This window comes from Streptomyces sp. NPDC005774 (assembly GCF_042871645.1).
Taxonomy (GTDB): domain Bacteria; phylum Actinomycetota; class Actinomycetes; order Streptomycetales; family Streptomycetaceae; genus Streptomyces; species Streptomyces pratens.
Window position 1 is genome coordinate 34,321 of record NZ_JBIAIV010000043.1, and the last position, 21,512, is coordinate 55,832.

The window sequence follows — 21,512 nt, forward strand, 5'->3', positions numbered from 1 at the left end:
CCGGGGCTGCGGCCGGTGGCGGGCCGTCTCTGTCTCCAGGGCGTCCTGATACCGGGTGACACCCACTCAGGGTCCCGGCCCCTGTCGTGTCCCTGTCTCGGCCGGGCGGCCGGCGGCGGAGCCGGGAAGTAAGTCCGATCGGTGACTTTTCACGTCCATATGGTTGCTAAGAGTGGAAATGTTACGGGAGTGGCCCATAACGTCGGGCTCATGAGGAAATACCAGGCCACATGCCTCAGTTGCGCCATCGCACCCCTCGTCATCGGCATGGGTGCCCTCGCTCCGGCCGCCTCCGCCCGTAGCGGACCCGAGCAAATGATCAGTCCGGGCCAGTCCCTCCAGAAGGCCGTTGACGCGGCCACCCCCGGAGCCACCATCGTCCTGACGCGGGGCACCTACCGCGGAAGCGTCACGATCACCAAGCCGCTGACCCTCCGGGGCGCGGGCGAGCAGACCGTGATCGTGCCCGGAAAGGAGGAGGCAGGGAGTGCGTGCGCCAAGGCGGGGGACGGCATCTGTGTCACCGGCACGGACGAACACCCCGTCACCGGGGTGCGGATCCAGTCGCTGACCGTCGAAGGGTTCAAGAAGAACGGTGTCTCGGCCACGCGCACCGACCAACTGCAGGTCCACCGGGTGACCGCCCGGGACAACGGCCAGTGGGGCATCGCGCAGGATCGCTCCACCCGCGGCTCGTTCCGCTACAACACCGCAAGCGGCAACGGCGACGCCGGACTCTACACCGCCAACGTGTTCGAGGCCGACGCGGAGAGCAAGACCCTCGACACCCGTGGCACGGTGATCAGCGGCAACCGACTGACGGGCAACCGGGTCGGCATGACCACCCGCCGGCTCGGGAACCTCACCGTCGAACACAACGTCATCACCGAGAACTGCGCAGGTGTCTTCGTCGTGCTGCCGCGCACGGCGGGCGACCTGACCGTCCGCCGCAACGCGGTCTACGAGAACAACGCATACTGCCCTGCCGCCGCGCGCCTGCCCCACCTCCAGGGGGTCGGCATCGTCCTCGTCGGTACGGAGAAAGCGCTGGTGACGCAGAACATGGTCCGCGACAACGTGGGTGACTCGCCGTATTCCGGCGGGATCGTCGTGTTCGGCAGCATGGACGGCGTCTCCAACGACAGGAACGTCGTCCGCGACAACCTCGTGCTGGGCAACCTCCCGGCGGACCTGGTCACCCGCGACGAGAAGGGGAAGGACAACAAGTTCATCAACAACATCTGCCAGACCTCCGAACCGGCCGGCGCCTGCTGACCGATGGGGCCGCGGCGGCCCGGGACCCGTCTTCGGGGAACACCGGCGCGATGACCACGGGGAAGGGCCCCTTCCTCCGGCATGCGGCTACGGGCGCTGTCCCACCACGGGAGCTGCACTTCCCCGGCTGCGGCACACGGGGCAACACCGTGCGCTTCCACACGTGCGGCGCACGGGCAACATGTTGGCCTCCACGGCCGGGACCGGCACGCGGCAGCTGATGACGCGGACGGGCCACAGCAGCCCGCGGGTCGCGCTGATCCACCAGCACATGACCAGTGACCGTGACCGGGCCATCGCCGACCGGCTCGGTGCGATGGTCCGGGGCGGTGGGGGAGCGGCATCGGGCTCCTCCGGAGAGGGCGCCGAGCGGACGTAGTGGCACGTGCGTGGCGCGGCGCCCGGAACGACGAAGGGCCGGCCTGGGAGGAAACCCTCCTGGACCGGCCCTTTTCCCTGTTCCCCCGGCAGGATTCGAACCTGCGACACCCGCTTGAGGGGCTTTCTCTGGACAGGGCTGTGACCTGGGGAAACGTCAATCTTGGGGAATCTTTCCTGGGAAAACATCCTCCCGTGGTTCTCGTGTGTTCGCGGGGTCTCCCGGCCTCATGTGCGCTGAATCCGTTCCGGCGAGGGCCGGCGGAAAGCGAGACGGCGCAGGGACTTGCCCCGGCTGTCGTCAGCGCCGGTCCGACCGTCGACGCACGGTGAAGACACAGGCGAGCATGCCGAGGCCCCAGGCGATGAGGAGGGCGCCCCACAGGGGCATGGTCACCATCGGAATGAGAAGGCGGATCTCGACACTCGCGCGGTTCTCGAAGATGAAGACGAGAGCGATCGCGGTGATCAGAACGAACGGTGCGAGGCGGCGGACGCCGGGACGGGAAAAGAACGGCGTATGGGCCTTGTGGTCTTTGGTCCGGGTCATGGGATGCCTCTCCCTCAGGGTGCCCTCGCGTCCAGCGTCCTCTCTCCGTACATGGCGCGCCACCGAGGGCGCCATGGGGCACCGCGGCCGGTCGTGCCTTTCCTGGCGTGGCCGCATTCGCAACGATATGAGAGGCGGGAGCGTGCGTGGGGTCAGGCGAAGGAGTAGGGGTGCACGGCTGTGATCACCGGCTTGGAAGGTCGAGCGCTCCAGGAATCGCCGCGCCGCCCGAAGACGACCCACGAAGGCTGAGGAATCAAGCCCCTCGACACCGAGTCAGCTGTCGCGGACGCCATGAGCCGGCCCTGGGCCGGAAATCCGGTGCTGTCCCTGGGCCGGGAACAGACGGCCCAGCGCCAACCGTGCCACGCGCGGCCAGTCGGCCGTCGCTCCGCCGCCCCGCAGCGTGTGCGGGCGGCGGCGCGGCACGCGGACCCGGAGTGCACCGGGCGCGCTGCGGCACACGACGGGTGACGGCAGGACGACGTGTTCTCCGTCGATGCCGACCGGGAGGGTGTCCGTGCCGGCTTCGACGACGACTTCTTCGGCGTTCAGCCGGACGAGCTCCCCGGAGCGCGGACCGCGCACGATTCGCGCCGCCTCAGCGGTGTTGCCGACCCGCACGCACACCAGGCCTAGGAGCCCCGAGTCCAGCCGCTCCCTGCGCCCCGGACGGGCCGCGTCGACGGCACGTCCGTAGGGGTTGTTGCTGACGAGCAGGGCCTGGAGCCCGTCGATGCGTGTTCGGCCGGCCCGTATCCGCAACCTGAGCGCGGCCTCGCCGGTGAGGAGGCCGGGGAGGGCGCGCAGGGTCGTGCGGGCCTTGGCATCCCGGTACGCGGGGTCGGTGACGACGGACGCGTACGTTCCGAACGAGGCGTTGTTGACGAAGACCCGGTCCGCGGCGTACCCGAGGTCGATGCGGAGTTCGACGCCGTCGGTCAGGGCTTGCAGAGCTGCAGCCGGATCGTCGCGGTCGAGGCCGAGATCGAGGGCGAAGTGGTTGCGGGTGCCCGCGGGGATCACCACGAACGGCAGGTCGTGGCGCGCCGCGACCTCGGCCACCAATGCCTGGGTGCCGTCGCCTCCCGCCACCGCCAGCAGGTCGGCTCCCTCGGCGACGGCCTGCCGGGCCAGCTCGGCGACGTCCTGGCCCGGCAGGCCCTCGCCGAGCAGGACCACCTTGCAGCCCGCCGCCCGCGCCTTCTCCGCCAGATGGAAACGGCCCACCTTGCCGCCGCCGGAGCGCGGATTCATGAGGATCCAGGGGGCGTGGGGTTCCTTGACGACAGCCTGTCCGGAGAGGGTTCGCCCGTGTGCCGGGGCCGTACGTGCCGCGGTGACGGCCAGTGCCCACAGGGCCAGGGACAACAGAGCCGGCCCCAGTATGCCGAACGCGGCGTACAGGGCGAGCACGGTGGCCGGAGCCGCCACTGACAGGACTGCCCCGAGGACACGGAGCGCCCCCGTGTGGGCCAGGGCCCACCACACGCCGACGGCGGCGAGCGCGAGTCCCGCGATGCCGACCAGTACCCACAGCACGCTCCGCAGACCGGCGGCGACGAGCGGCACCAGGATGCTTCCCAGGAGGGCGAGCAGGGCGAGGCGGGCCCGTCCGGCACCGCCTTCGCGTGCGGTCGCGGCCCCTGCCTCGTCCGGTCTCCTCGTGTCACCTCTGTTCCGTTCCACCTGTCGGCCCTTCTCCTCGCGCTCCCGGGCACGCACCGGCTCTGTCCTCTCACGCCGTCCGCGCGGTGCCGGGGCCGCCTCACCCGTTGCGCGGTGTGCGCTCCCCCGACAGGTCGGAGAGGTTGCCGCGCTCGACCACGCACAGGGCCCAGATGATGAAGCCCGAGATGGTGATCATCACGATCGACCACAACGGGTAGTACGGCATGGAGAGGAAGTTGGCGATGATGACGAGTCCGGCGATGGCCACGCCGGTGACGCGCGCCCATGTCGCGGTCCGGAGCAGTCCGATGCTGACGATCACGGCGATCACGCCCAGAACGAGGTGGATCCAGCCCCAACCGGTCAGGTCGAACTCGAACACGTAGTGGGGGGTCGTGACGAAGACGTCGTCCTCGGCGATGGCCATGATGCCCCGGAGGAGGTCGAGCAGGCCGACGAGGAAGAGCATCACGGCCGCGAAGACGGTCAGGCCGGTCGCCCATTCCTGCCTCGCCGGGTGTGTCGGCCGGGTGTGCGTCGTGGTCATCCCGCGCCTCGTTTCGTGGTGTGCGGGTGCTCAGCGACCGGGGGTGCGGGCGGTGGAGTCCGCGTGCTCCGCCGGGCCGTGGCCGGTCAGGACCAGTTCCTTCGCCCGGCGGAACTCCTCGTCCGTGAGGGCGCCGCGGTCGCGGATCTCGGACAGCCTGGCGAGTTCGTCGACACTGCTGGGCCGGCCGTCGGTCGCGGTCTTCCTTATGTAGGCGTTGAACTCCTCCTGCTGCGCGCGTGCCTGGGAGACCTCCCGGCGGCCCATGTTCCGGCCACGGGCGATCACGTAGACGAACACGCCCAGGAAGGGCAGGACGATGCAGAACACCAGCCAGCCGGTCTTCGCCCAGCCGCTCAGCCGGTCGTCGCGGAAGATGTCGGTGATGATCCGGAAGAGCAGGACGAACCACATGATCCACAGGAAGAACCAGAACATGGTCCAGAAAGCGCTCAGCAGCGGGTAGTCGTACGCCAGGTAGGTCTGTGCGCTCATGTCCGTCCTCCGTCCCGGGCGCTCGCCCGGCAGCGGCTCTGTGCCGTCCTCAGCGTGCCCACGGCAAGCACCGGGCGACCTCACCCGGTGCGGGTGAGTGTGCGCGCCGAGTGAGGCGCCCTCGGCGGACGGGTTCCCGCCCTCGGCTCATCGGATCAGGGGGCGGACTCCCCGTGGCCACGGGGAGCGGTGGCCGAGAAGAGCGCCAGGACCGCCAGGACCGCCAGGACCGCCAGGAGGACGCCGACGACGAGCACCACCGCTCCGACCGTGGGGTGGTTCCAGAGCGCCGGCGCCCCGGCCGCGAAGGCGCAGCCGGTGGTCCACGCCCGATGGTCCGCCAGCAGGCGCCCGGTGGACCCGGTGCGCATTCCGGCGCGGCGCGGCGCCCGGCCGGCGGCCGTCGTGCCCCGTTGCGCCGTCGTGCGGACGGCGCAGGCTGGGCGTCCGGGACCGTACAGGTACGCCACCGACGCCGTGATCACCGAGACGACCAGCAGGGGCACGGTCTGACACCAGAACTCAACTGGTTCCGGCCGCGATAGTGCTCACCTGCCGGCGGCTACGGAACCGAGCATTCCCCGGTTCCGTAGCTCCCATTAGGCCGCCCCGGCGGGAGCGCGGGGCCCCGTGGTGTGTGCCTTTCGGAGCGCGGCCCGCCATGCGAGAGCGACCGCCGCCTCGGCCAGGCCGAGCAGGACGAGCCACAGGCCGAGCAGCCGGGTCAGGGCGAGGGCCGACTCCGCCGGCAGGGCGAGCACCACGATCCCCGCGACGATGCCGAGCACCGCGGCACCCAGGACGACGCCGCGGTGCGGCAGGTCCTGGGCGGTGATGGCCGTGTAGAGGGTGAGGATGCCGGACACGAGCCAGACGACGCCGACGATCAGCGAGAGCGCGGCGACGGTCTGCAGCGGGTTTCGCAGGCACAGCACCCCGGCCAGGACGTACAGCACGGCCAGGAGCAGCCCCGGGAGCCGTTCACCGTGCTCCTCCCGGCCGAAGACGGCCACGAACCGGAACGCCCCGGTCACCAGCAGGTACAGGCCGACGAGGACGGCCAGGACGTGCAGGGTCCCCTCGGGCCAGACCAGTACCAGGACGCCCGGTACCAGTGTCGAGACGGCCGAGCCGAGGAGCCAGGTCCATGAACGGCCGAGCCGCGCGAGTACGTACGTGGAATCGTCTCTCGGGCCGGGGCCCGTCCCGTCGGGTCGGTGTTCCTCTCCGGTGCGCGATGCCGGACCACGCGGCATGGTCATGGCTCCTCCGTAAGTTGTCAGGTGGCCCGGGAGGGCCGGGTGTGAAGGGGCGTTGTGCAAGGGACCTGATCGCTCCAGGGTTACGCCTGTCACCGGGTGCCGGTTCACCCCCCACGGGTGATCCGTCGGCGCCGACGTGGCGGCGGGGGTGGGAATCTCCGGGCGCCTGTCCCCTCGGCCTTCCGGCCGAACGGAGAAGACCACGGGGCCGGGTCGGCTCTCCCCCTTCGTCCGGTTGTGCGGGGCATCCCCGACACGGGCCCACGCCCACTCGGGCGATTCCCTCACCCTCGCCGCCCACCTCGCCGCCCACCTGGGCGGCGGCGACCGTTTCGACGCGCGCTCACCGAGTTCGCCCAGTCCTGCGCCGACCGGCCTGCGCCGACCGGAACGAGCGGGACTTCGAGGCGCTGGAAGCCACCCGCCGCTCCGAGCTGCTTCACGGTCCTCCGGAGGCCGATCCGGTACCGCACACCGCCGGGTCCCGTCACTCCGGTAGCTGCCGCATCTCCACGACACGCAGTCCCAGTGACCGGCAGCGCGCCAGCAGCCCGTACAGGTGCGCCTCGTCCACGACGGGTCCGAACAGGACGGTCTGGCCGGACATCACGACGTGGCCCAGCTCCGGGAAGGCTTTGGCCAGCGTTTCCGACAGGTGTCCCTCGACTCGGATCTCGTAGCGCACGAGCTGTCCTCCCACGGACTCCCTGGGACAGGCGGACGGCGTTTTCCCTGCGATCGTCCGCCTCCGTGCCGCTTCGGGCCTCACCTGGTACAGGTGACCCGCCGCCGGGCGACGGACGCCACGGATCAATGCTTCAGAACGATCTTGAAGGAGATGATCAGCAGACCGAGCAACAGGTTGACCGACGCGGTGACGGCCACAAGCCGCCGCGAAGCACCGGCGCGGTGCGCCGCGGCCACGGACCAGCCCACCTGGCCGGCCACGGCGACGGAGAGAGCCAGCCAGAAGGCACCTTGCACGTCCAGGCCCAGGAGCGGGCTGACGGCCACCGCGGCGGCCGGCGGGACGGCGGCCTTGACGATCGGCCACTCGTCGCGGCACACGTGCAGCACGACCCGGCGGTCGGGCGCCTGTTGTGCCAGGCGCGCCCCGAACAACTGGGCATGCACGTGCGCGACCCAGAACACCACGCCGGTGAGCAGCAGCAACAGCACCAGCTCGGCGCGGGGGAACGAGCCCAGGGAGCCGGCGCCGATCACCACGGAGGCCGCGAGCATGGATCCGTAGACGCCGCCCGTGTAGTCCGCGCGGGCTCGGTGCTCGGCCCGGCGCGCTCTGCGGGCCGTGGCCGGGCCGGTCCTTGCTCTGGACACCGGTGACTCCCTCCGGACTCAGCGCATCGCTCCGGCCGCTCCGGCCGGAGCGTCGGCATCCGGCTGTCGCGGGCGGCTTTCCCGGGCGGTCGGGAGGTGCGGTGTGACCAGGAAACTGGCGAGCGCGATGCCGCCGGTGGCCAGGATCGCCGCCTTCAGACCGTCCAGCTGCGCGGAGGCGTAGGAGTCCGCGACGGCGTCGACCTCGGACGGCGGCAACCCGGCACGCTCGGCCGCCGAGCGCACCTGATCGGTGGAGACGAAGGTGACTCCGGCCTGGAGAGCGACACCGGCCTGCTCACGGGTCTCTTCCGACAGCCGCGGGTTGTCCGCCACCTGTGTGGTGAGGACGTGGGCCAGCGCACCGATGAGGATCGACCCGATGAGCGCGGTGCCCAGCGCCGAACCCAGATTCTGTGCCGTGAACTGAAGCCCTCCGGCCTCACTGCGTTCCTCGTCGCCGACGCTGGACTGGACGACGTTGCCCAGCTGCGAGGCGAGCAGGCCGACGCCCACGCCCAGCAGGGCCATGGCACCGGCGAACTGCGCGTCGTCGATGACCGGGTCGATGGTGGCCAGCAGCCACACGATGGCCGCCGTCAGGATCACCAGGGCCAGCCGGACCACCCGGCGCGGCCCCACCACCGGCCCCAGCGAGGACGCGCACAGGGAGGTCACGAGCATGGTGGCGGACACCGGGAGCAGGCGCAGCCCTGTCTGGAAGGCGTCGAACCCCTGAACCACCTGCAAGTACAGCGGGATGGTGAAGAACAGTCCCAGCAGGATGAGGTTCTGGCTCAGCAGCATCAGCAGGCCGGACCGCAGCACGGGCCTGCCCAGCAGGGACAGATGCACAAGGGGGTCGGCGCCTCGACCGTCGCGTCGCCGTTCCCAGGACCGGAAGACGGCCAGGGTGGCCACTCCGGCGCCGACGACGAACAGTGTCGGGGCGAAGCCGAACACGGTGAAGGGAGGATTCCGGGGCTGCACCCATCCCCACGTGCTGCTCTGCAGCACGCCGAGCACACCCAGCCCCAGTCCGGCCGCCGAGAGCACGGCACCGACGCCGTCCAGCCGGGGAGGCGAGCCGGTCCGGACGGGCGTCGCGATCACCCGACGGCACAGCAGGACGGCCACGACGACCACGACCTCGCCGGCGAAGACCAGCCGCCAGGTGAGATATGTCGTCACCCAGCCGCCCAACAGCGGGCCGACCGCGATCCCGGCGCCGGCGAGCCCGCCGATGACCGCGTAGGCGACAGCCCGGTCCTTCCCGCGGTACGACTCCGCGATGAGGGCGACCATGGCCGGCAGCACCATGGCGGCTCCGAGCCCCTCGATGACGGACCAGCCCAGCGTGAGGACCCACAGCGTGGGGGCCACAGCGGTCAGGGCCGACCCCACGCCGTAGACGACCAGCCCCAGAAGGAACATGCGGCGACGCCCCAGGATGTCCCCGAACCTACCGCCGATGATCATGAAAGCGGCCATGACCAGCGCGTACAGCGTGATGACGGCCTGGATGGCGGTGACCTCGGTGTCGAAGTCCTCGACCAGCTGACTGATGGAGACGTTCATGACGGAGGTGTCGAGGACCATCAGGAACTGGGCCGTACCGAGGACGATCAGAGCCCGCCAGTGCTTCACGGTGTCCACCTCGCCGAGTCGGCCGGTACGCCGGTGGAGTCGGCCGGCCGTGGGCCGGCGCATGTCCCACCGCTCCTCCCATCGCATCCGAAGTACGCGCCCCGTGCCTCACCCGCCACGGGGGAAGGGCCGAGCCCCGTGACGTCCTGCCGGTGGGGAGGACGGGCGCCGGCTTCTTTCACCGACGGGTTTCACCGGCGCGCGTTCACAGCAGCCGGAGTTCGCGCGCGCGGCGCACCGCTTCGTTGCGCCGGTTCACCGCCAGCTTCCGGTAGACGCTCTTGAGGTGGGTCTTCACCGTGTTCACCGACAGGTAGAGGTCAGCGGCGATCTCCTCGGTCGACATCATCCGGGCCAGCCGTTCCAGGACGTCGTGCTCGCGTCCGCTCAGCTCCGCCGCGACGAGCAGCGGAGGCAACGGCTCCGTCCGGGGCGGCTCACCGCGTCGCGGCGGGCCGGGCGTGAGCCAGCCCGCTGCCAGCGCGTGCAACGGAGCCGTGGCCAGAAGAGGCCGGATCCACGCTCCGGCATCGAGGAACGGACGCCGCAACCGCTCCCGCCGGGCGCCGAGGAGTGCCTGTGCCACGAGCCTGTGGGCGGTGGCGGTGTCCCCCGCTTCCTCCGCGACCCGAGCCCTGACCAGTGCTGCCCCCACGGTCACCACCGGACCGGTCAGGCCTTCGGCGCGGATGCTGTCGAGCAGGTCGACGGCCGCCCCGGGACGCCCTGCGGCGAGCTGGATCGCCGCGGCCTCCACGGCACACACCGGCTGGTCGCCGGAGACTCCCTGGAGCACCTCGGCGGCTCTGTCCGGCCGTCCTTCGGCCAGGTGGGCGGCGGAGGCGACGAGCATTTCATGGCTTGCCGCCCAGGGCGAGGCCACGGCGGTGGAGACGGCCGGGTCCGCCGCCTCGACGGCGGCTCGTGCCTTGCCCCTGGCCAGCAGGAGGCGGGCTGTGGCGAGGGCTCGCCCTGCCGCCATCACCGGGTCGCGCGTCACCGAAGGGAGCTGGGCCGTCTCGTCGAGGAGGGCCTGGGCCCGGCCCAGTTCATGGCGGTCGACAGCCACGGCGGCCAGAACCAGCCGTCCGATGCCGGAGCCGGATGCCTGGGGCGGGCCGGCCCGCTCCGCCTCGGACAGCGCCGCCAGTGCCTTGCGTTCCGCCCGGCCGAGCCAGCCGTTCAGATAGTCGAGCAGGGCCAGGTGCCCCATCGACTCCTCCCGGGGCAGCACGGTGGAGGCTCCGCCGGGAGTTCCGGCCACGGTGGTCAGGACAGCGCGCGCGTCCTCGAAACGCCCGGCCCACAGGCGTGCCGAGCCCAGATGGGTCAGCAGGAGAGCGGTGAGTTCGGGATGCTCGTCCAGAAGGTGCGCCGGGACTTCCTGCCGCAGTTCATCGGCTGCTTCGGCGGCCTTTTCGACCCGTGAAGGACATCCGGTCAGCCGGGCGGCCAGTGCCTCGAGCAGCGCACAGCTCAGCTGGGCGGCCGCCAGGTCGGGCGCGTCGTCCGCCAGTTGCTCCTCGGCGTGGCGCAGGTGTGCCCGACCACGATCGAGGTCGTACCGGGACAGGTCGTGGGCGGCGCGCACGAGATCCGCCGCGGGGCTCCTGGCCTCGGGCCCCATGGCGGAGAACAACTGGGCCAGGTCGTCCGAGCGCAGGCCGGTGAAGAGCCGGCCGATCGCCAAGTCGTCTATGAGGGCACCGGCGGCGAAATCCCAGTCGTCCGCGGCGGCGCTGTGGGCGAGTGTCTCCGGCAGGAATCCGGAACGACGCAGCCACCGCGCGGCCCGCCGGTGGAGTTCCGGCTCCAGCCCGGGCAGGCGTACGCGCAGATGGGCCCGGAGTATCTCCCCGAACAGCGGGTGGAGCTGGTACCACGAGTGCCCGAGATGCTCGACGAACGCGTTCTCGCGGTGCAGTCCGGCGAGAATGGGCTCGGCATCGGTCCGGAGGGTCAGTGCGTCGGCCAGATCGGGACAGAAACGCTTCAGGACGCTGACGCGCAGCAGGAGGTCCTGTGTCTCCTGCGTCTGACCCTTGAGGACCTCGGCCAGCAGGAAGTCCGCGACCGTACTGTGGTCCGCCTCGAACTCCTTCAGGTAGAGCTCGGGGTCGGCGCTCTCCCGAGCGGCCAGGGCGGACAGGCGCAGGCCGGCGGCCCAGCCCCGGGTGCGGTCCACCAGGGCCCGCGCGGCGTGGACCGGAAGGCTCAGACCGTGCAGCTCCAGCAGTGCGACGGCCTCCTCGGGGGTGAAGGCAAGTTCGGCGGCGCGGATCTCCGTCAGCTCGCCGGCCGCCCGGTAACGGTGCAGCGGAAGCAGTGGTTCGGTGCGGGTGACGAGGACGAGGTGCAGACCCCGCCCGGCGTGGTGCAGGACGAACGCAAGTTGCTCCGTGATCTCCGGAGCGGTCATGCAGTCGTACTCGTCGAGCACGAGGACCACGGGCCGGTCGCGATCGTTCAGCTCGGCGGCGAGCGCTGCCAGCAGCCTGCGGTCCACCCCGGAAGCGTCCGCAGGGGCTCCGACCGCGTCGGATGCCGGTGCACCGCAGGCGCGCAGCGTCTGAAGGATGTACGCCCAGAACACCCCGGGACGCCGGTCCCCCACTTCGACGGTGAGCCAGGCGACCGGCGACCGCAGTCCGGAGGCCCAGTCGGCGGCCAGCAGGGTCTTGCCGGCCCCGGCCGCGCCGTTGATCAGTGTCAACGGCGTCCCGAGAGCTTGGTCGAGGTGGTCGACGAGCCGCTGCCGCCGCAGGAACGTGGCGGGTCTCGCGGGGAGGGCGAACCTGGTGCGCAGAAACGGGTCTCCCAGAGGATCGGCGCACGGAACATCCGGAACAGCCGTGACGTCCGTGACGTCCGGAACCAGGGGAACGACGGGAACAACGGGAACAATCGGTTCTTGAGCGTTCTCGTAGGTATCCGGCATGGCGCTCACCGCCCCTATCCGTCAGTACCACGTCACGGGCAGCGCTCCCTCACTCAGCATCCCAGTCTTCCTGCCCAGTCGCGCGGCGCACCGAGCCATCGGCCCGTTCACCTGCCCTTGTGCCTTCCCCTGCCGCCGGGCCCACGGCGGTGTTCGTCACCCACAACACGCCGTCCCGACAGTGAGCGGCAGCGCGTGCTGGTCAGCTCCGGGCCGAGTCGCCTTGGAGGCCGGCCCGGAGCTGCGGGCGTCACGGCCGAGCGGCACCTCCACGAGTCTTCGGCACACGGGTGACACGCCGGCCTCCACGACCGGGGCCGGCACGCGGGAGCCGATGACGAGGAGGGGGCACAGCAGTTCCGGGCCGCGCTGATCCACCAGCACATGACCAGTGGCCGGGACCGGGCCGTCGCCGATCGTCTCGAGGACATTCGGGGCCATGATCCAAGACGGTGGGGGAGGGGCTCTGTTCACGAGTAGCACTGTCAGTTGTTCACGGGTTTGGGAAGCACCCCAAATGAACGGGCGGGTGATGTTCACGAAATTTGACAGCACTGGGGTACTTGCCAGGGCAGCATCGGGGTGTTCCTGGTGAAAGGTCCTGGTCATGCCGCAGATGTGCAAGGTCGAGCCGTACGCGGCGATCCGACGGGGGCTGACCGTCCGAGGCGCGACTCGACGGCTTACCTCGGGGCAGCCCCGGTGGGTGTCGCCCGGGACCTGCTCACGCCGGTCGAGGGTGGCCCCGACAGGGGGATGGCGCGTGTCATGGACAGTGCAATTTCGCCGGTTCCAGCCACCGTGATCAACCACTTGTGATCGGCTGCTGTTGCTCATTCGGGCGCACACCTTGTGCGCGTTTCGGTCGCAATGTTCAGGATTGACCTCGCGATGTGTTCCCTCATGAAGGTGAAAGACCATGCCGACGTATGTCACGTTGCTGAACTGGACCGATCAAGGGATCCGAAACTACAAGGACACCGCAAAGCGTGCCGAGGCCTTCGCTGCAGCGACGCAGAAGCTCGAGGCGAAGATCCTGAACCTCTACTGGACCGTCGGTTCGTACGACCTCGTGGCCGTTGTCGAGGCACCCGACGACGAAACCGCCACCGCGGTGCTCCTGCAGCTTGGCGGAGTGGGCAGCGTCCGTACGACGACCCTGCGGGCCTTTGGCCGAGAGGAGATGGATCGCATCATCGCCAAGGCCGCTGGCTGAGGGCATGCCGGCCTTGATTCCGAAAGGCCCCGGACTTTGATAGGTCTGGGGCCTTCTTCCTGGTGCCCCCGGCAGGATTCGAACCTGCGACACCCGCTTGAGGAGTTTTCCCGGGGCGGGGCTGTGACCTGCTGAAGCGTTGGCCGCACGGTGTCTGGCCCGGGAAATCAACCCTCCGTGGTTCTCACGTGTTCGCGCGGCTTCCCGGCCGCATGTGTGCCGAATCCGTTCTGCGTACGTGTCCGACTGAGAGACGGCGACGTGTGACGTGGTGGTCCGCCTCCACCTGCAAAGCAGGACCACCACGTCTACTGCGGGATGGAGCCGAGAGGCGGCCCGTCCTCACATCCCGGCCATACCGCCACCGGTGAGGCCCGGAGCCAGCGTCGGGACCCAGAAGACGGCGACGGCCAGGGCGATCGAGGCGATACCCACGGTACGGGCCACCAGGCGGCCGGCCGGAGCGAGCTTCTCGGCGGTGATCACGGCGGCCAGGACCACCATGGCCCACAGGTTCATCAGACCGAACGCCGCCAGCAGCACCATGAGCGACCAGCAGCAGCCCAGGCAGAAGGCCCCGTGGTGGGCTCCGGCACGCAGATCGCGCGAGAGCCCCGGGTACGAGGCGTAGCGCAGCATCAGCCCGATCGGCGAGCGGCATCTCGCCAGGCAGCGGTCTTTGAGGGGCGTGAGCTGGTAGACGCCATTGACCGCGAACACGGCCGCGGCCACTGCGGTCCCCGTCGCAGCGGGGAGGCTCGCGGCCCGGCTCAGGCCGACGGCCAGCGCGTACGCCGGCAGCCCGGCCGCGGCCCAGACGAGCAAGTAGGCGACCGTGAAAACGACCATGCGCGGCGCCCGATGCACGGTCATGGTGCGTGCGTACAGCGCGGCGACGGGCGCCGTGGCGGGCAGCATCATCGCGGCCATCATCAGCGTCCACACGGCCAGGAAAGCGGACAGGCCCAGGCCCATGGTGCCGGGCATCGCCTGCATGCCGCCCCAGCGCGTCACCACCCAGACCCAGGCGGCGGCCGCCGCGACCAGCAGCAGCCCGGCGGGGCCCGCCCTGCGGCGGCCGGTGACCGGCCCACCGGTCACGCGGACCACGTGAAGGGTGCCGAGTGCCCGTTGCCGCCGGTGAAGTCCCAGGACCGGCCGTACACGCCGTCGCCCGTCGCCCGGGTGGACCGGGCGATCGTCAGCGTGCTGTTCACCGGGTGGAATATGCCGGTCAGGCCCATCACCGGACCGTCCTCGCCGAACTGCGGGGCGACCTGGTCCTCGATCTCGATGTCGATGGCGTCGCCCACCCGCGCGGCGTGGCGGCGGCCGTCGTTGCGGTAATCGATGGGGACGCGTTCCACACCGAGGACCTCGCCGATGAGCGGAGTGAGCGCCGCCATCGGCCCGCCTGCCTGACCGGAGAAGACCTTCCCCAGCGCCTCCGCCTGACCGTCGTCGGCCGAAGCGTCGACGTACAACGCCACCTGCCAGCCGCCCTCGGCCATCACCCGGGGCCCGTCGATGAAGACGGCGACGCTGCGGTCGGAGACGTCCACGCTGTCCACGTTCCCGCTGTCCACGTGGAACGCGAAGGTCACCTGGCAACGTTCGTGGTCGGCCGGTGCGGCGAAACCCGAGGTGGTGCAGGGACACACCACGTCGCAGTTGCAGCTCTCCAGGTACGTGCCGTTCAGGTTCCAGGGCATGACTCTTCCTCCCTGTTTCGCGTCCCCTCCGGCGAGGGGAATGCACCGGGAGGGTCCGCCCCTCCCGGTGCCGCTCTTCTTCAGGCTATTCCCGACGATCCCCGTCGCGCAGATCCGCTCGACCCGGTGGTCCTCGCCTCCAGCGTCCGTGTCCAGGCCCACGTCCTGGTTCACGAAAAGCACACCACCGAAGCCGTCACCCCTGTCCGGCACACCGCCGACCAGCTCACCGGCTCCTACGACCGGCGCTCCCCGAGCATCCTGTGCGAGGCGTACGGCATGGGCACCCCGACCGTGGTACTGCCCTACCTGAACTCCGTCCAGGCCACTCACCCCGCCTATCAGCAGAGCCTCCCCTCCCTGCACGCCGGACGCCGCGTGATCATGACACCCGTCGCACGCCGCGTCCACGCGCTTCCGTAGCCCACGCGAAGTGCATGCCGAATTCGAGGGTCTGCGACTCGCGGCGTGAATGAGACGGTCGAATTCCCTGTTCGAAAAACGCGAGGCCCCTCACACCTCGCTCTGAGCTGTGGGCCTCGATGCGCGGCCCGGTTGGTCGCGCTTCTCCAGGGCGTTGCCCGGGATTTCCGCGGCCCTCGTTGCCGCTGCGCGCACGAGAACGCTTCCCGGAACGGTCGGGGTCCGCCGCCGTCGCCCTGCCGCTCATCGCCCACGCGCCTGCCCCGTGGTGGTCCTACCGGAGCCGGAGCACATCACCCAGCAGCCGCCGTACTTCGTGGTCGGGGTCGACGGTAGCCCTCACTCCGCCGCCGCCGTCGACTTCGCGTTCGAGGAGGCCGTCCTGCGTGCCGCGGTCGTGCGGGCCCTGTGCGTATGGCACGCCCCGCTGCTCGGAGTCCTGGACGAGGACGCGGCCATCCAGGAATGCCGTCGGCTGCTGTCGGAGACGGTGGCCGGGGGTACCGCCGGCTGCTGTCGGAGACGGTGGCCGGGGGTACCGCCGCCCAACGCGAAACGGCAGCCAGGCCCCGGTGCCGCTGCGAGGGAAGGCAAACCAGACGTCACCGGTCGACGCACCGAGGCACCGCGCGCCGTCATGGTGGCGTGGTGTGCGCTGTCGGTAGTCGAATCCGTACCGGAATCGCCCTCGCGGGCGCGGGCACTGACACGAGCACTCCGGCAGGCGCGAGGGCTGCCCATCCGAGGTCGGTGACCAGGTGCTCGCCTGTCATCAGAGAGATCGTGCCGCTGCGCTCGAGCACCCGCCCGTGGCCGGAGCACGCGTTCAGGATTCAGCCTGCCGCATGCGGGACCGGGGCCATGTGGTCGGTGAACCAGTCACAGGCCAGATCGGTGACCTTCTCCAGGGCACCGGGTTCCTCGAAGAGGTGGGTCGCGCCGGGGACGACCGCGAGCCGGCTCTCGCAGCGCAGCCGGGCCTGTGCATCGCGGTTGAGGTCGAGCACCAACTCGTCGTGGCCCCCGACGATCAGCAGCGTGGGCGCTGTCACGGCCGACAGCCGTGGCCCGGCGAGGTCGGGCCTGCCGCCCCTGGAGACGACTGCGGCGATCCGCGCGCCGGGCTCGGCGGCCGCCCACAACGCGGCGGCCGCGCCGGTGCTCGCACCGAAGTAGCCGACAGCCAGCCCCTGGGTCTCCGGCCGACCGCGCAACCAGCCGGTGGCGTCCGCCAGCCGCCGGGCCAGCAGACCTGTGTCGAACACGTTGGCCCTGTCTGTCTCTTCCTCCTCGGTGAGCAGGTCGAACAGGAGAGTGCCGAGCCCGGCCCGGTTCAGCCCGAGCGCGACGAACCGGTTGCGCGGGCTGTGCCGGCTGCTGCCGCTGCCGTGCGCGAACAGCACCACCCCGGCCGCGCTCTCGGGCAACGTCAGCTGCCCGCGCAGCACCATCGCACCGGCCTGCACATCCACCTCCGGGTCCTCCGGCACCGCGTGAGGCGGCTCAGTCCGGCGGGTGCTCAGCGGACGGGCCGCGGCTTCTTCCAGACAGGCGACGACCTCATCGTCGTCGGTCTGGGAGAAGTCGGCGTAGAACGGCCCGATCGCATAGAAGTCCCGCGGGGTGTGCAGGCATACCAGTTCGTCGGCGTCCTCGCCCAGCCGCGCGGTCCAGTCGTGCGGTGCCACGGGGACGGCGAGCACGATCCGTGCCGCTCCCCTGGCACGGGCGATCTGGCAGGCCGCACGCGCCGTGGACCCCGTGGCCACCCCGTCGTCGACCACCAACACCGTGCGGCCCTCCGTGCCGACCAGCTCCCGTCCTGCTCGGTAGCGCCGGGCGCGGCTCTCCAGCACTTCCCGCTCATGAGCCTCGACCTGGGCCAGCTCATCCGGGGTGATACGCGCGGTGCGCACCACGTCATCGTTGATCACACGCACGCCGCCCTCGCCGATCGCTCCCATCCCCAGCTCCGGCTGGAACGGCACGCCCAGCTTGCGCACCAGGCAGACATCGAGCGGCGCGCCGAGCGCCTCCGCGATCTCCGCGGCGACGGGCACCCCTCCGCGGGGCAGCCCCAGCACCACCACCTCGGTCCCCTTCAGATGCTCCAGCCGGGCGGCCAACTGCCGGCCGGCATCACGACGATCCCTGAAGAACACGATCCGACCTCCTCGTCCCGGAGGAACACGGCGGGCGACACCCGCCCCATACCTCCATCCTCACCCCCGCGGCGAACAGATGCGCATTGCCACGCGATCCGCTCCGGCCTGGCCGCCGACGGCGACCCGAGGAGGACGGCTGATGCACTGGCCCGGGGAAGCGAAGCCGACCTCGCGCGAAGCCTCCCCGACAACGAGGCCGGCCGCTTCGTCGAAGCTGTGGCGGCACGCCGCGTCCGACCAGCCGCCGCCGGAGGCCACCCGAGGCCGGACAGGCGCTCCGCAGCACGTGAATCGACGGTGCGGCCGGCCCGCGCGCGCCGCGGGAAGGGACGGACAAGCCCGGATCACGGTGTCCGGGCGGGCTGACGTATCCGCCGCACCGACGGGTACTGCCGTAGCAGGATGGTCAGGCGGCACCGTCTCCGGCAGGCTGCGGCACGATGACGACCGGGCAAGGTGCATGGTGCATGAGGCCCTGGCTGACCGAGCCGAGCACCAGTCCGGAGAATCCGCCCAGCCCGGCTCAACGCGGTGCGCTGCGTTCGGGCATCCGCGCACGTGGTCAGGCACCCGAGGTTTGTGACGTCCGCAGCGGAGTGCGCGCGTCACGGCAGCCACCAGCCGCGGTGCCGGAGCCGTTTCGATTCGGGTTGGGTCAGGTGGGTCGGGCCGGGGACGACGGTCGCCGCTGACGAGCGCCAGTCTTCGGCCCTCGCACACGCGCCGAAGTGACGACCGCGGCGAGGTCCCCGCCGTGAGCCTCCGCCCTCGTCGGCGGGTGGAGAAGCCCGTCACCCCGGCCGGCCGCAGCCGCGAAGCCCGGACGCCGCGCGAACGCCTCCTCGCTGCGCGCCAGTGCACGACGCAGCCCGTCTCGTAGATCCGCGTAGCCCGCGGACGCGGTTGTCCTGCCGGCCTCGTTCGGGACCGGTGGCTTCCGACTTGCCACGCCCCGACCAACGAGCAGTCGCGAATCGTCGCAGTGCGCCGCATGAGCGATACGGCGTACTGCGACACGGCCCGCCCAGGTGCCGGCCCGCGGTCACAGACCATCGTGCCGCCCAGGGGCAGTACGCATCAGCCAGGTCATCGTTCGGCTGACGTCCGAGAGCGAGACGATTCCGACGAGCCTGCCGTCATCCACGACCAGGACCCGGTGCCCGGCGCCCGGCGCCATGCGCGGCAGCAGATCCGCCAGCGGGCTGTCCGGCCCGACCACGGTGGTCTGCGACAGCGGCATCATCACCTCCCTCACCGTCACGGCGCGGTCCTCGGCCTGCGGCACCTTTCTGGCGCTGTCGAGAGTCACCAGCCCGACCGGGACCCCGTCGTCGATCACCGGGAACGCCGAGTGCCGGTAGCGGTAGCGCGCGCCGGTGAGGAAGCCCGCGACCGTGGTGTCCGCGGGAACCGTGAGAGGGCCGGGCGTCATGGCGTCCCGCACCGGGACACCGGCGAGCACCCCGCGCAGCTGGGCCTGCCGCCCCTCGGCGGTGGCGGCCGCGATGAGGAACCAGCCGATCAGCGCCAGCCACAGACCACCGAACGCACCGGTCCGCATGAACGCGATCAGCCCGAGGACCACCAGCAGCCACCCGAGGACCCTCCCTGCCGCGGTCGCGCCGGCTGTCGCCCGCAGCCGGTCCCCCGTGCGCCACCACAGGAACGCGCGCAGCAGCCTGCCGCCGTCGAGCGGGGCGGCGGGCAGCGCGTTGAAGACGGCGAGCAGTACGTTGATGCCCGCCAGCCACGCCACCATCCCCACCACGATCCCGGGCCCGGACGCCAGGTCGAGCAGCCAGGCACCGAGTGCGAAGAGCCCGCCCAGCAGGAGGCTGACGAGGGGGCCGACGCCGGCGATCCTCAGCTCCGCGCCGGGACTGGACGCCTCGGTCCTGAGCCGGGCCGCTCCGCCCAAGAGCCACAGCACAATGTCGTCCACCTCGACCCCGTTGCGCCGGGCCACGACGGCGTGCGCCAGCTCATGTGCGAGCAGGGAGGCGAAGAAGACCAGGGCGGTACAGAGGCCGGCCGCCCAGTACAGCGCCCAGGCCCGCCCCGGATGCGTCTCCGGGAGGCGGCCCTGCGACAGGCCGAACACGATGATGCCGAAGATGAGCAGCACGCTCCAGTGCACGCCGACCCGGACTCCTGCGATCCGTCCCAGAACGAACGTCGCCCTCACAGCGCTCTCCCCTGCTCGAGCCGTCACCCGAAAGACAGCCGTCCCACTCCGGCCACCGCTTCGTTTCACCGCCGCCCGTTTCACCGTCGCCCGCGGTACCGTCGGCCGACGCGAGCGCACAGATCCCGATCCCCCTGGCAGTGCAACGGATCGGCGCGAAGGAAACACCACCACCTGTGGGAAGGAGTTCCGGGTCACGGGCCCGGACCCCGCCGGCTCATCGGGATCGATGCACTGTGCGCGCGCCACGTCGTCGTTGACAGCGCGCGCCTCGGACCTCTCGTTGAGCGCATCCTCCTGACCTCCAGTACACCCTCGAGCCGACGGCTTCGCGCGCCGGAGGGGCCTGGAGACATGGAGGGCACTTCAGGGTGCGGCCGCCTCCGTCCGGTCGCAGTGCCGCCGGGCATGCCCTCAACTGGCATGCCGGACAGGTCGGTTCCTAGACTGTGAGACGTGGTCCGGCCCAACGAGGAGGTCGAGGCGCTCCTTCAGGAGTACGCGGATCTCATCGGCCGCAGGGTGTCTGACCAGGGGAAAGGCTCCTCCGTGGTTCTCACGTGTTCACGGTGCTTCCCATTCCCGTGTGTGCTGAATACGTGCGGTGGATGCCGCCCGACGAAGACATGGGTTGCTCGGGGAGCCGACGAGTGGCCGGAGTGGGGTGCGGGCGTCTCGTCAGATCTTCTCGACTCGCACGGAGTGTCCCGCGAGGAGTTGATTCATGTCGTCGGTGTCGGAGGTGAAGAGGGTTGCCTGGGCTCCCTGTGCGGCTTCTCGCCCGGCCACAGCCGCCAGGACGGCGTCGATGGCGTGCTTGTGCCCGTGCAGGCCGGCGTTCTTCAGCATGTCGCGTGCCATGGCGGTCACCTGATCGTCCGTGTGCACGACGCGGATCCGGGACAGCGTCCAGTTCCACAGTGCCTGCCTCGACGCTTCGCGCGGGTCCCATGCCTCCAGGGTGGTGAGGGCCGAGGTGACGATCGGGATGTCGAGCCGCGGGGCCGTCTTGATCAGCGCAGCCATCTCCCGATCGCCCTGAACTGCCTTGGAGAGAGCCTCGGAGTCGAACACGAAGACGCGCTGCCGTGGCCGGGGCAGCTTCGCTCGGACGGTGCGGCTCACGCGACCTCGCCCGAAGCCGACCGCTGTTCGTCGTGCCAGCCGTCGATGGCGGCGATGCGGTCCAGCGCTGCCTGCTGCTCGTCGTCCGTCACGGCGCCGTGCTCTTCCTCGAGACGGTCGGCCAACTCGCACAGTCGGTCCATCGCGTCCTGATGGGCGGCGGCGGCCGCGATGTAGCCGGACACCCCGCGTGCGTCGACGCGCTCCTTGATTGATTCCACCAGCTCTTCCGGCACGGTGATGGTGATCTTCCGGGTTGCCATACTTCAAGTATGGCATAGTCTGTGCGGCGCGCCCTGCTCGCCTCGGAGAAGCCGGCTCCACAGTGCAGGGGCGTGTGAGGTGCCGTCGTTCGCCCCCGTTGGTGTCAGGCATGGACGCCAAAGGCTCCGAGACCATGGCATCCATGCGGCACCGATCATGAAACAGGCCCTCCGTTCGAACCTTGAGTTCTAGCGATCGTTGCAACACCCCAGCTCAAGGGGTGCGATGTTCGAGATCCGCAAGACCCGGACGGTGGCTCAGGGCCGTAGGAAGCTGACCCGTGAGCGGGGGTGGAGCTTCCCGAGTAGGGTGGGACGCACG

Annotated in this window: 20 protein-coding genes, 1 tRNA gene and 3 pseudogenes; 6 read left to right on the forward strand and 18 right to left on the reverse strand. The window is 70.6% G+C overall.

The window, feature by feature from the left end; all coding sequences use genetic code 11:
- The first annotated feature begins 210 nt into the window (after positions 1 to 210).
- Both ACFYQA_RS29785 and ACFYQA_RS29790 read left to right on the forward strand, forming a co-directional pair.
- On the forward strand, positions 211 to 1,275 hold the full coding sequence (locus ACFYQA_RS29785) for a nitrous oxide reductase family maturation protein NosD (RefSeq protein ID WP_388924272.1): 1,065 nt from the start codon (positions 211 to 213) through the stop codon (positions 1,273 to 1,275).
- 220 nt (positions 1,276 to 1,495) lie between these two features.
- The gene (locus tag ACFYQA_RS29790; RefSeq protein ID WP_388924275.1) at positions 1,496 to 1,654 is read left to right on the forward strand and encodes an integrase; all 159 of its coding nucleotides are present in this window, start codon (positions 1,496 to 1,498) and stop codon (positions 1,652 to 1,654) included.
- 80 nt (positions 1,655 to 1,734) lie between these two features.
- Here the strand turns inward: ACFYQA_RS29790 and ACFYQA_RS29795 are convergent.
- The 11 genes from ACFYQA_RS29795 to ACFYQA_RS29845 form a co-directional block, all read right to left on the reverse strand.
- Positions 1,735 to 1,806 (reverse strand) — tRNA-Leu (locus tag ACFYQA_RS29795).
- 148 nt (positions 1,807 to 1,954) lie between these two features.
- A complete protein-coding gene (locus ACFYQA_RS29800; protein WP_388924278.1) occupies positions 1,955 to 2,203 on the reverse strand; it encodes a hypothetical protein in 249 nt (82 codons plus the stop codon).
- Positions 2,204 to 2,479: 276 nt separating this feature from the next.
- A complete protein-coding gene (locus ACFYQA_RS29805) occupies positions 2,480 to 3,892 on the reverse strand; it encodes a diacylglycerol/lipid kinase family protein (RefSeq protein ID WP_388924281.1) in 1,413 nt (470 codons plus the stop codon).
- A gap of 79 nt (positions 3,893 to 3,971) precedes the next feature.
- The gene (locus ACFYQA_RS29810) at positions 3,972 to 4,421 is read right to left on the reverse strand and encodes a hypothetical protein (RefSeq protein ID WP_388924284.1); all 450 of its coding nucleotides are present in this window, start codon (positions 4,419 to 4,421) and stop codon (positions 3,972 to 3,974) included.
- A 30-nt stretch (positions 4,422 to 4,451) separates the two neighbouring features.
- On the reverse strand, positions 4,452 to 4,916 hold the full coding sequence (locus ACFYQA_RS29815; RefSeq protein WP_388924287.1) for an SHOCT domain-containing protein: 465 nt from the start codon (positions 4,914 to 4,916) through the stop codon (positions 4,452 to 4,454).
- A gap of 155 nt (positions 4,917 to 5,071) precedes the next feature.
- Positions 5,072 to 5,422 (reverse strand): hypothetical protein, encoded by a 351-nt coding sequence (locus tag ACFYQA_RS29820; RefSeq protein WP_388924290.1) that lies wholly within the window; start codon positions 5,420 to 5,422, stop codon positions 5,072 to 5,074.
- Between the two features lie 93 nt (positions 5,423 to 5,515).
- Complete coding sequence (locus tag ACFYQA_RS29825) at positions 5,516 to 6,178, reverse strand: HdeD family acid-resistance protein (RefSeq protein ID WP_388924293.1); 663 nt, start codon at positions 6,176 to 6,178, stop codon at positions 5,516 to 5,518.
- Positions 6,179 to 6,665: 487 nt separating this feature from the next.
- A complete protein-coding gene (locus tag ACFYQA_RS29830; RefSeq protein WP_055607124.1) occupies positions 6,666 to 6,863 on the reverse strand; it encodes a hypothetical protein in 198 nt (65 codons plus the stop codon).
- A gap of 125 nt (positions 6,864 to 6,988) precedes the next feature.
- Positions 6,989 to 7,516: a hypothetical protein gene (locus tag ACFYQA_RS29835; protein WP_388924296.1), complete on the reverse strand. Its 528-nt coding sequence runs from the start codon at positions 7,514 to 7,516 to the stop codon at positions 6,989 to 6,991.
- 18 nt (positions 7,517 to 7,534) lie between these two features.
- On the reverse strand, positions 7,535 to 9,163 hold the full coding sequence (locus ACFYQA_RS29840; RefSeq protein WP_388924360.1) for an MFS transporter: 1,629 nt from the start codon (positions 9,161 to 9,163) through the stop codon (positions 7,535 to 7,537).
- Positions 9,164 to 9,368: 205 nt separating this feature from the next.
- The gene (locus tag ACFYQA_RS29845; RefSeq protein ID WP_388924299.1) at positions 9,369 to 12,101 is read right to left on the reverse strand and encodes a LuxR C-terminal-related transcriptional regulator; all 2,733 of its coding nucleotides are present in this window, start codon (positions 12,099 to 12,101) and stop codon (positions 9,369 to 9,371) included.
- Between the two features lie 919 nt (positions 12,102 to 13,020).
- On the opposite strand from ACFYQA_RS29845, the gene ACFYQA_RS29850 reads away from it, so the two are divergent.
- The gene (locus tag ACFYQA_RS29850) at positions 13,021 to 13,317 is read left to right on the forward strand and encodes a GYD domain-containing protein (protein WP_388924302.1); all 297 of its coding nucleotides are present in this window, start codon (positions 13,021 to 13,023) and stop codon (positions 13,315 to 13,317) included.
- Positions 13,318 to 13,659: 342 nt separating this feature from the next.
- Here the strand turns inward: ACFYQA_RS29850 and ACFYQA_RS29855 are convergent, their stop codons facing one another.
- Both ACFYQA_RS29855 and ACFYQA_RS29860 read right to left on the reverse strand, forming a co-directional pair.
- Positions 13,660 to 14,418: a DUF2182 domain-containing protein gene (locus tag ACFYQA_RS29855; RefSeq protein ID WP_388924305.1), complete on the reverse strand. Its 759-nt coding sequence runs from the start codon at positions 14,416 to 14,418 to the stop codon at positions 13,660 to 13,662.
- On the reverse strand, positions 14,415 to 15,029 hold the full coding sequence (locus tag ACFYQA_RS29860) for a DUF1326 domain-containing protein (RefSeq protein WP_388924308.1): 615 nt from the start codon (positions 15,027 to 15,029) through the stop codon (positions 14,415 to 14,417). The genes ACFYQA_RS29855 and ACFYQA_RS29860 overlap by 4 nt, the downstream gene beginning before the upstream one ends.
- Positions 15,030 to 15,149: 120 nt before the next feature.
- Between ACFYQA_RS29860 and ACFYQA_RS29865 the strand changes: the two are divergent.
- The 3 pseudogenes from ACFYQA_RS29865 to ACFYQA_RS29875 all read left to right on the forward strand — a co-directional run.
- Positions 15,150 to 15,293: pseudogene (locus tag ACFYQA_RS29865) on the forward strand (transcriptional regulator); the annotation flags it as partial.
- A pseudogene (locus tag ACFYQA_RS29870) lies at positions 15,285 to 15,392 on the forward strand (flavoprotein); the annotation flags it as partial. The pseudogenes ACFYQA_RS29865 and ACFYQA_RS29870, both read left to right, overlap by 9 nt.
- 281 nt (positions 15,393 to 15,673) lie before the next feature.
- Positions 15,674 to 15,960: pseudogene (locus ACFYQA_RS29875) on the forward strand (universal stress protein); the annotation flags it as partial.
- Between the two features lie 325 nt (positions 15,961 to 16,285).
- On the opposite strand, the gene ACFYQA_RS29880 reads toward ACFYQA_RS29875, so the two are convergent.
- From ACFYQA_RS29880 to ACFYQA_RS29900, 5 genes are all read right to left on the reverse strand, one after another.
- Positions 16,286 to 17,614, reverse strand: a complete 1,329-nt coding sequence (locus ACFYQA_RS29880; RefSeq protein WP_388924312.1) for a phosphoribosyltransferase family protein — start codon at positions 17,612 to 17,614, stop codon at positions 16,286 to 16,288.
- Between the two features lie 409 nt (positions 17,615 to 18,023).
- On the reverse strand, positions 18,024 to 18,134 hold the full coding sequence (locus tag ACFYQA_RS29885) for a universal stress protein (protein WP_388924363.1): 111 nt from the start codon (positions 18,132 to 18,134) through the stop codon (positions 18,024 to 18,026).
- A gap of 525 nt (positions 18,135 to 18,659) precedes the next feature.
- Complete coding sequence (locus ACFYQA_RS29890; protein ID WP_388924314.1) at positions 18,660 to 19,802, reverse strand: site-2 protease family protein; 1,143 nt, start codon at positions 19,800 to 19,802, stop codon at positions 18,660 to 18,662.
- Positions 19,803 to 20,480: 678 nt separating this feature from the next.
- On the reverse strand, positions 20,481 to 20,927 hold the full coding sequence (locus tag ACFYQA_RS29895) for a hypothetical protein (RefSeq protein ID WP_388924317.1): 447 nt from the start codon (positions 20,925 to 20,927) through the stop codon (positions 20,481 to 20,483).
- Positions 20,924 to 21,190 (reverse strand): hypothetical protein, encoded by a 267-nt coding sequence (locus tag ACFYQA_RS29900; RefSeq protein ID WP_388924320.1) that lies wholly within the window; start codon positions 21,188 to 21,190, stop codon positions 20,924 to 20,926. Before ACFYQA_RS29900 ends, ACFYQA_RS29895 begins: the two co-directional genes overlap by 4 nt.
- Positions 21,191 to 21,512: the final 322 nt, after the last annotated feature.

Coding starts and splice junctions, on each gene's coding strand:
- ACFYQA_RS29825 (WP_388924293.1), bottom strand. CDS start 6,178: ATGACCATGCCGCGTGGTCCGGCATCGCGCACCGGAGAGGAACACCGA.
- ACFYQA_RS29800 (WP_388924278.1), bottom strand. CDS start 2,203: ATGACCCGGACCAAAGACCACAAGGCCCATACGCCGTTCTTTTCCCGT.
- ACFYQA_RS29815 (WP_388924287.1), bottom strand. CDS start 4,916: ATGAGCGCACAGACCTACCTGGCGTACGACTACCCGCTGCTGAGCGCT.
- ACFYQA_RS29790 (WP_388924275.1), top strand. CDS start 1,496: ATGACGCGGACGGGCCACAGCAGCCCGCGGGTCGCGCTGATCCACCAG.
- ACFYQA_RS29845 (WP_388924299.1), bottom strand. CDS start 12,101: ATGCCGGATACCTACGAGAACGCTCAAGAACCGATTGTTCCCGTTGTT.
- ACFYQA_RS29850 (WP_388924302.1), top strand. CDS start 13,021: ATGCCGACGTATGTCACGTTGCTGAACTGGACCGATCAAGGGATCCGA.
- ACFYQA_RS29900 (WP_388924320.1), bottom strand. CDS start 21,190: ATGGCAACCCGGAAGATCACCATCACCGTGCCGGAAGAGCTGGTGGAA.
- ACFYQA_RS29785 (WP_388924272.1), top strand. CDS start 211: ATGAGGAAATACCAGGCCACATGCCTCAGTTGCGCCATCGCACCCCTC.
- ACFYQA_RS29810 (WP_388924284.1), bottom strand. CDS start 4,421: ATGACCACGACGCACACCCGGCCGACACACCCGGCGAGGCAGGAATGG.
- ACFYQA_RS29860 (WP_388924308.1), bottom strand. CDS start 15,029: ATGCCCTGGAACCTGAACGGCACGTACCTGGAGAGCTGCAACTGCGAC.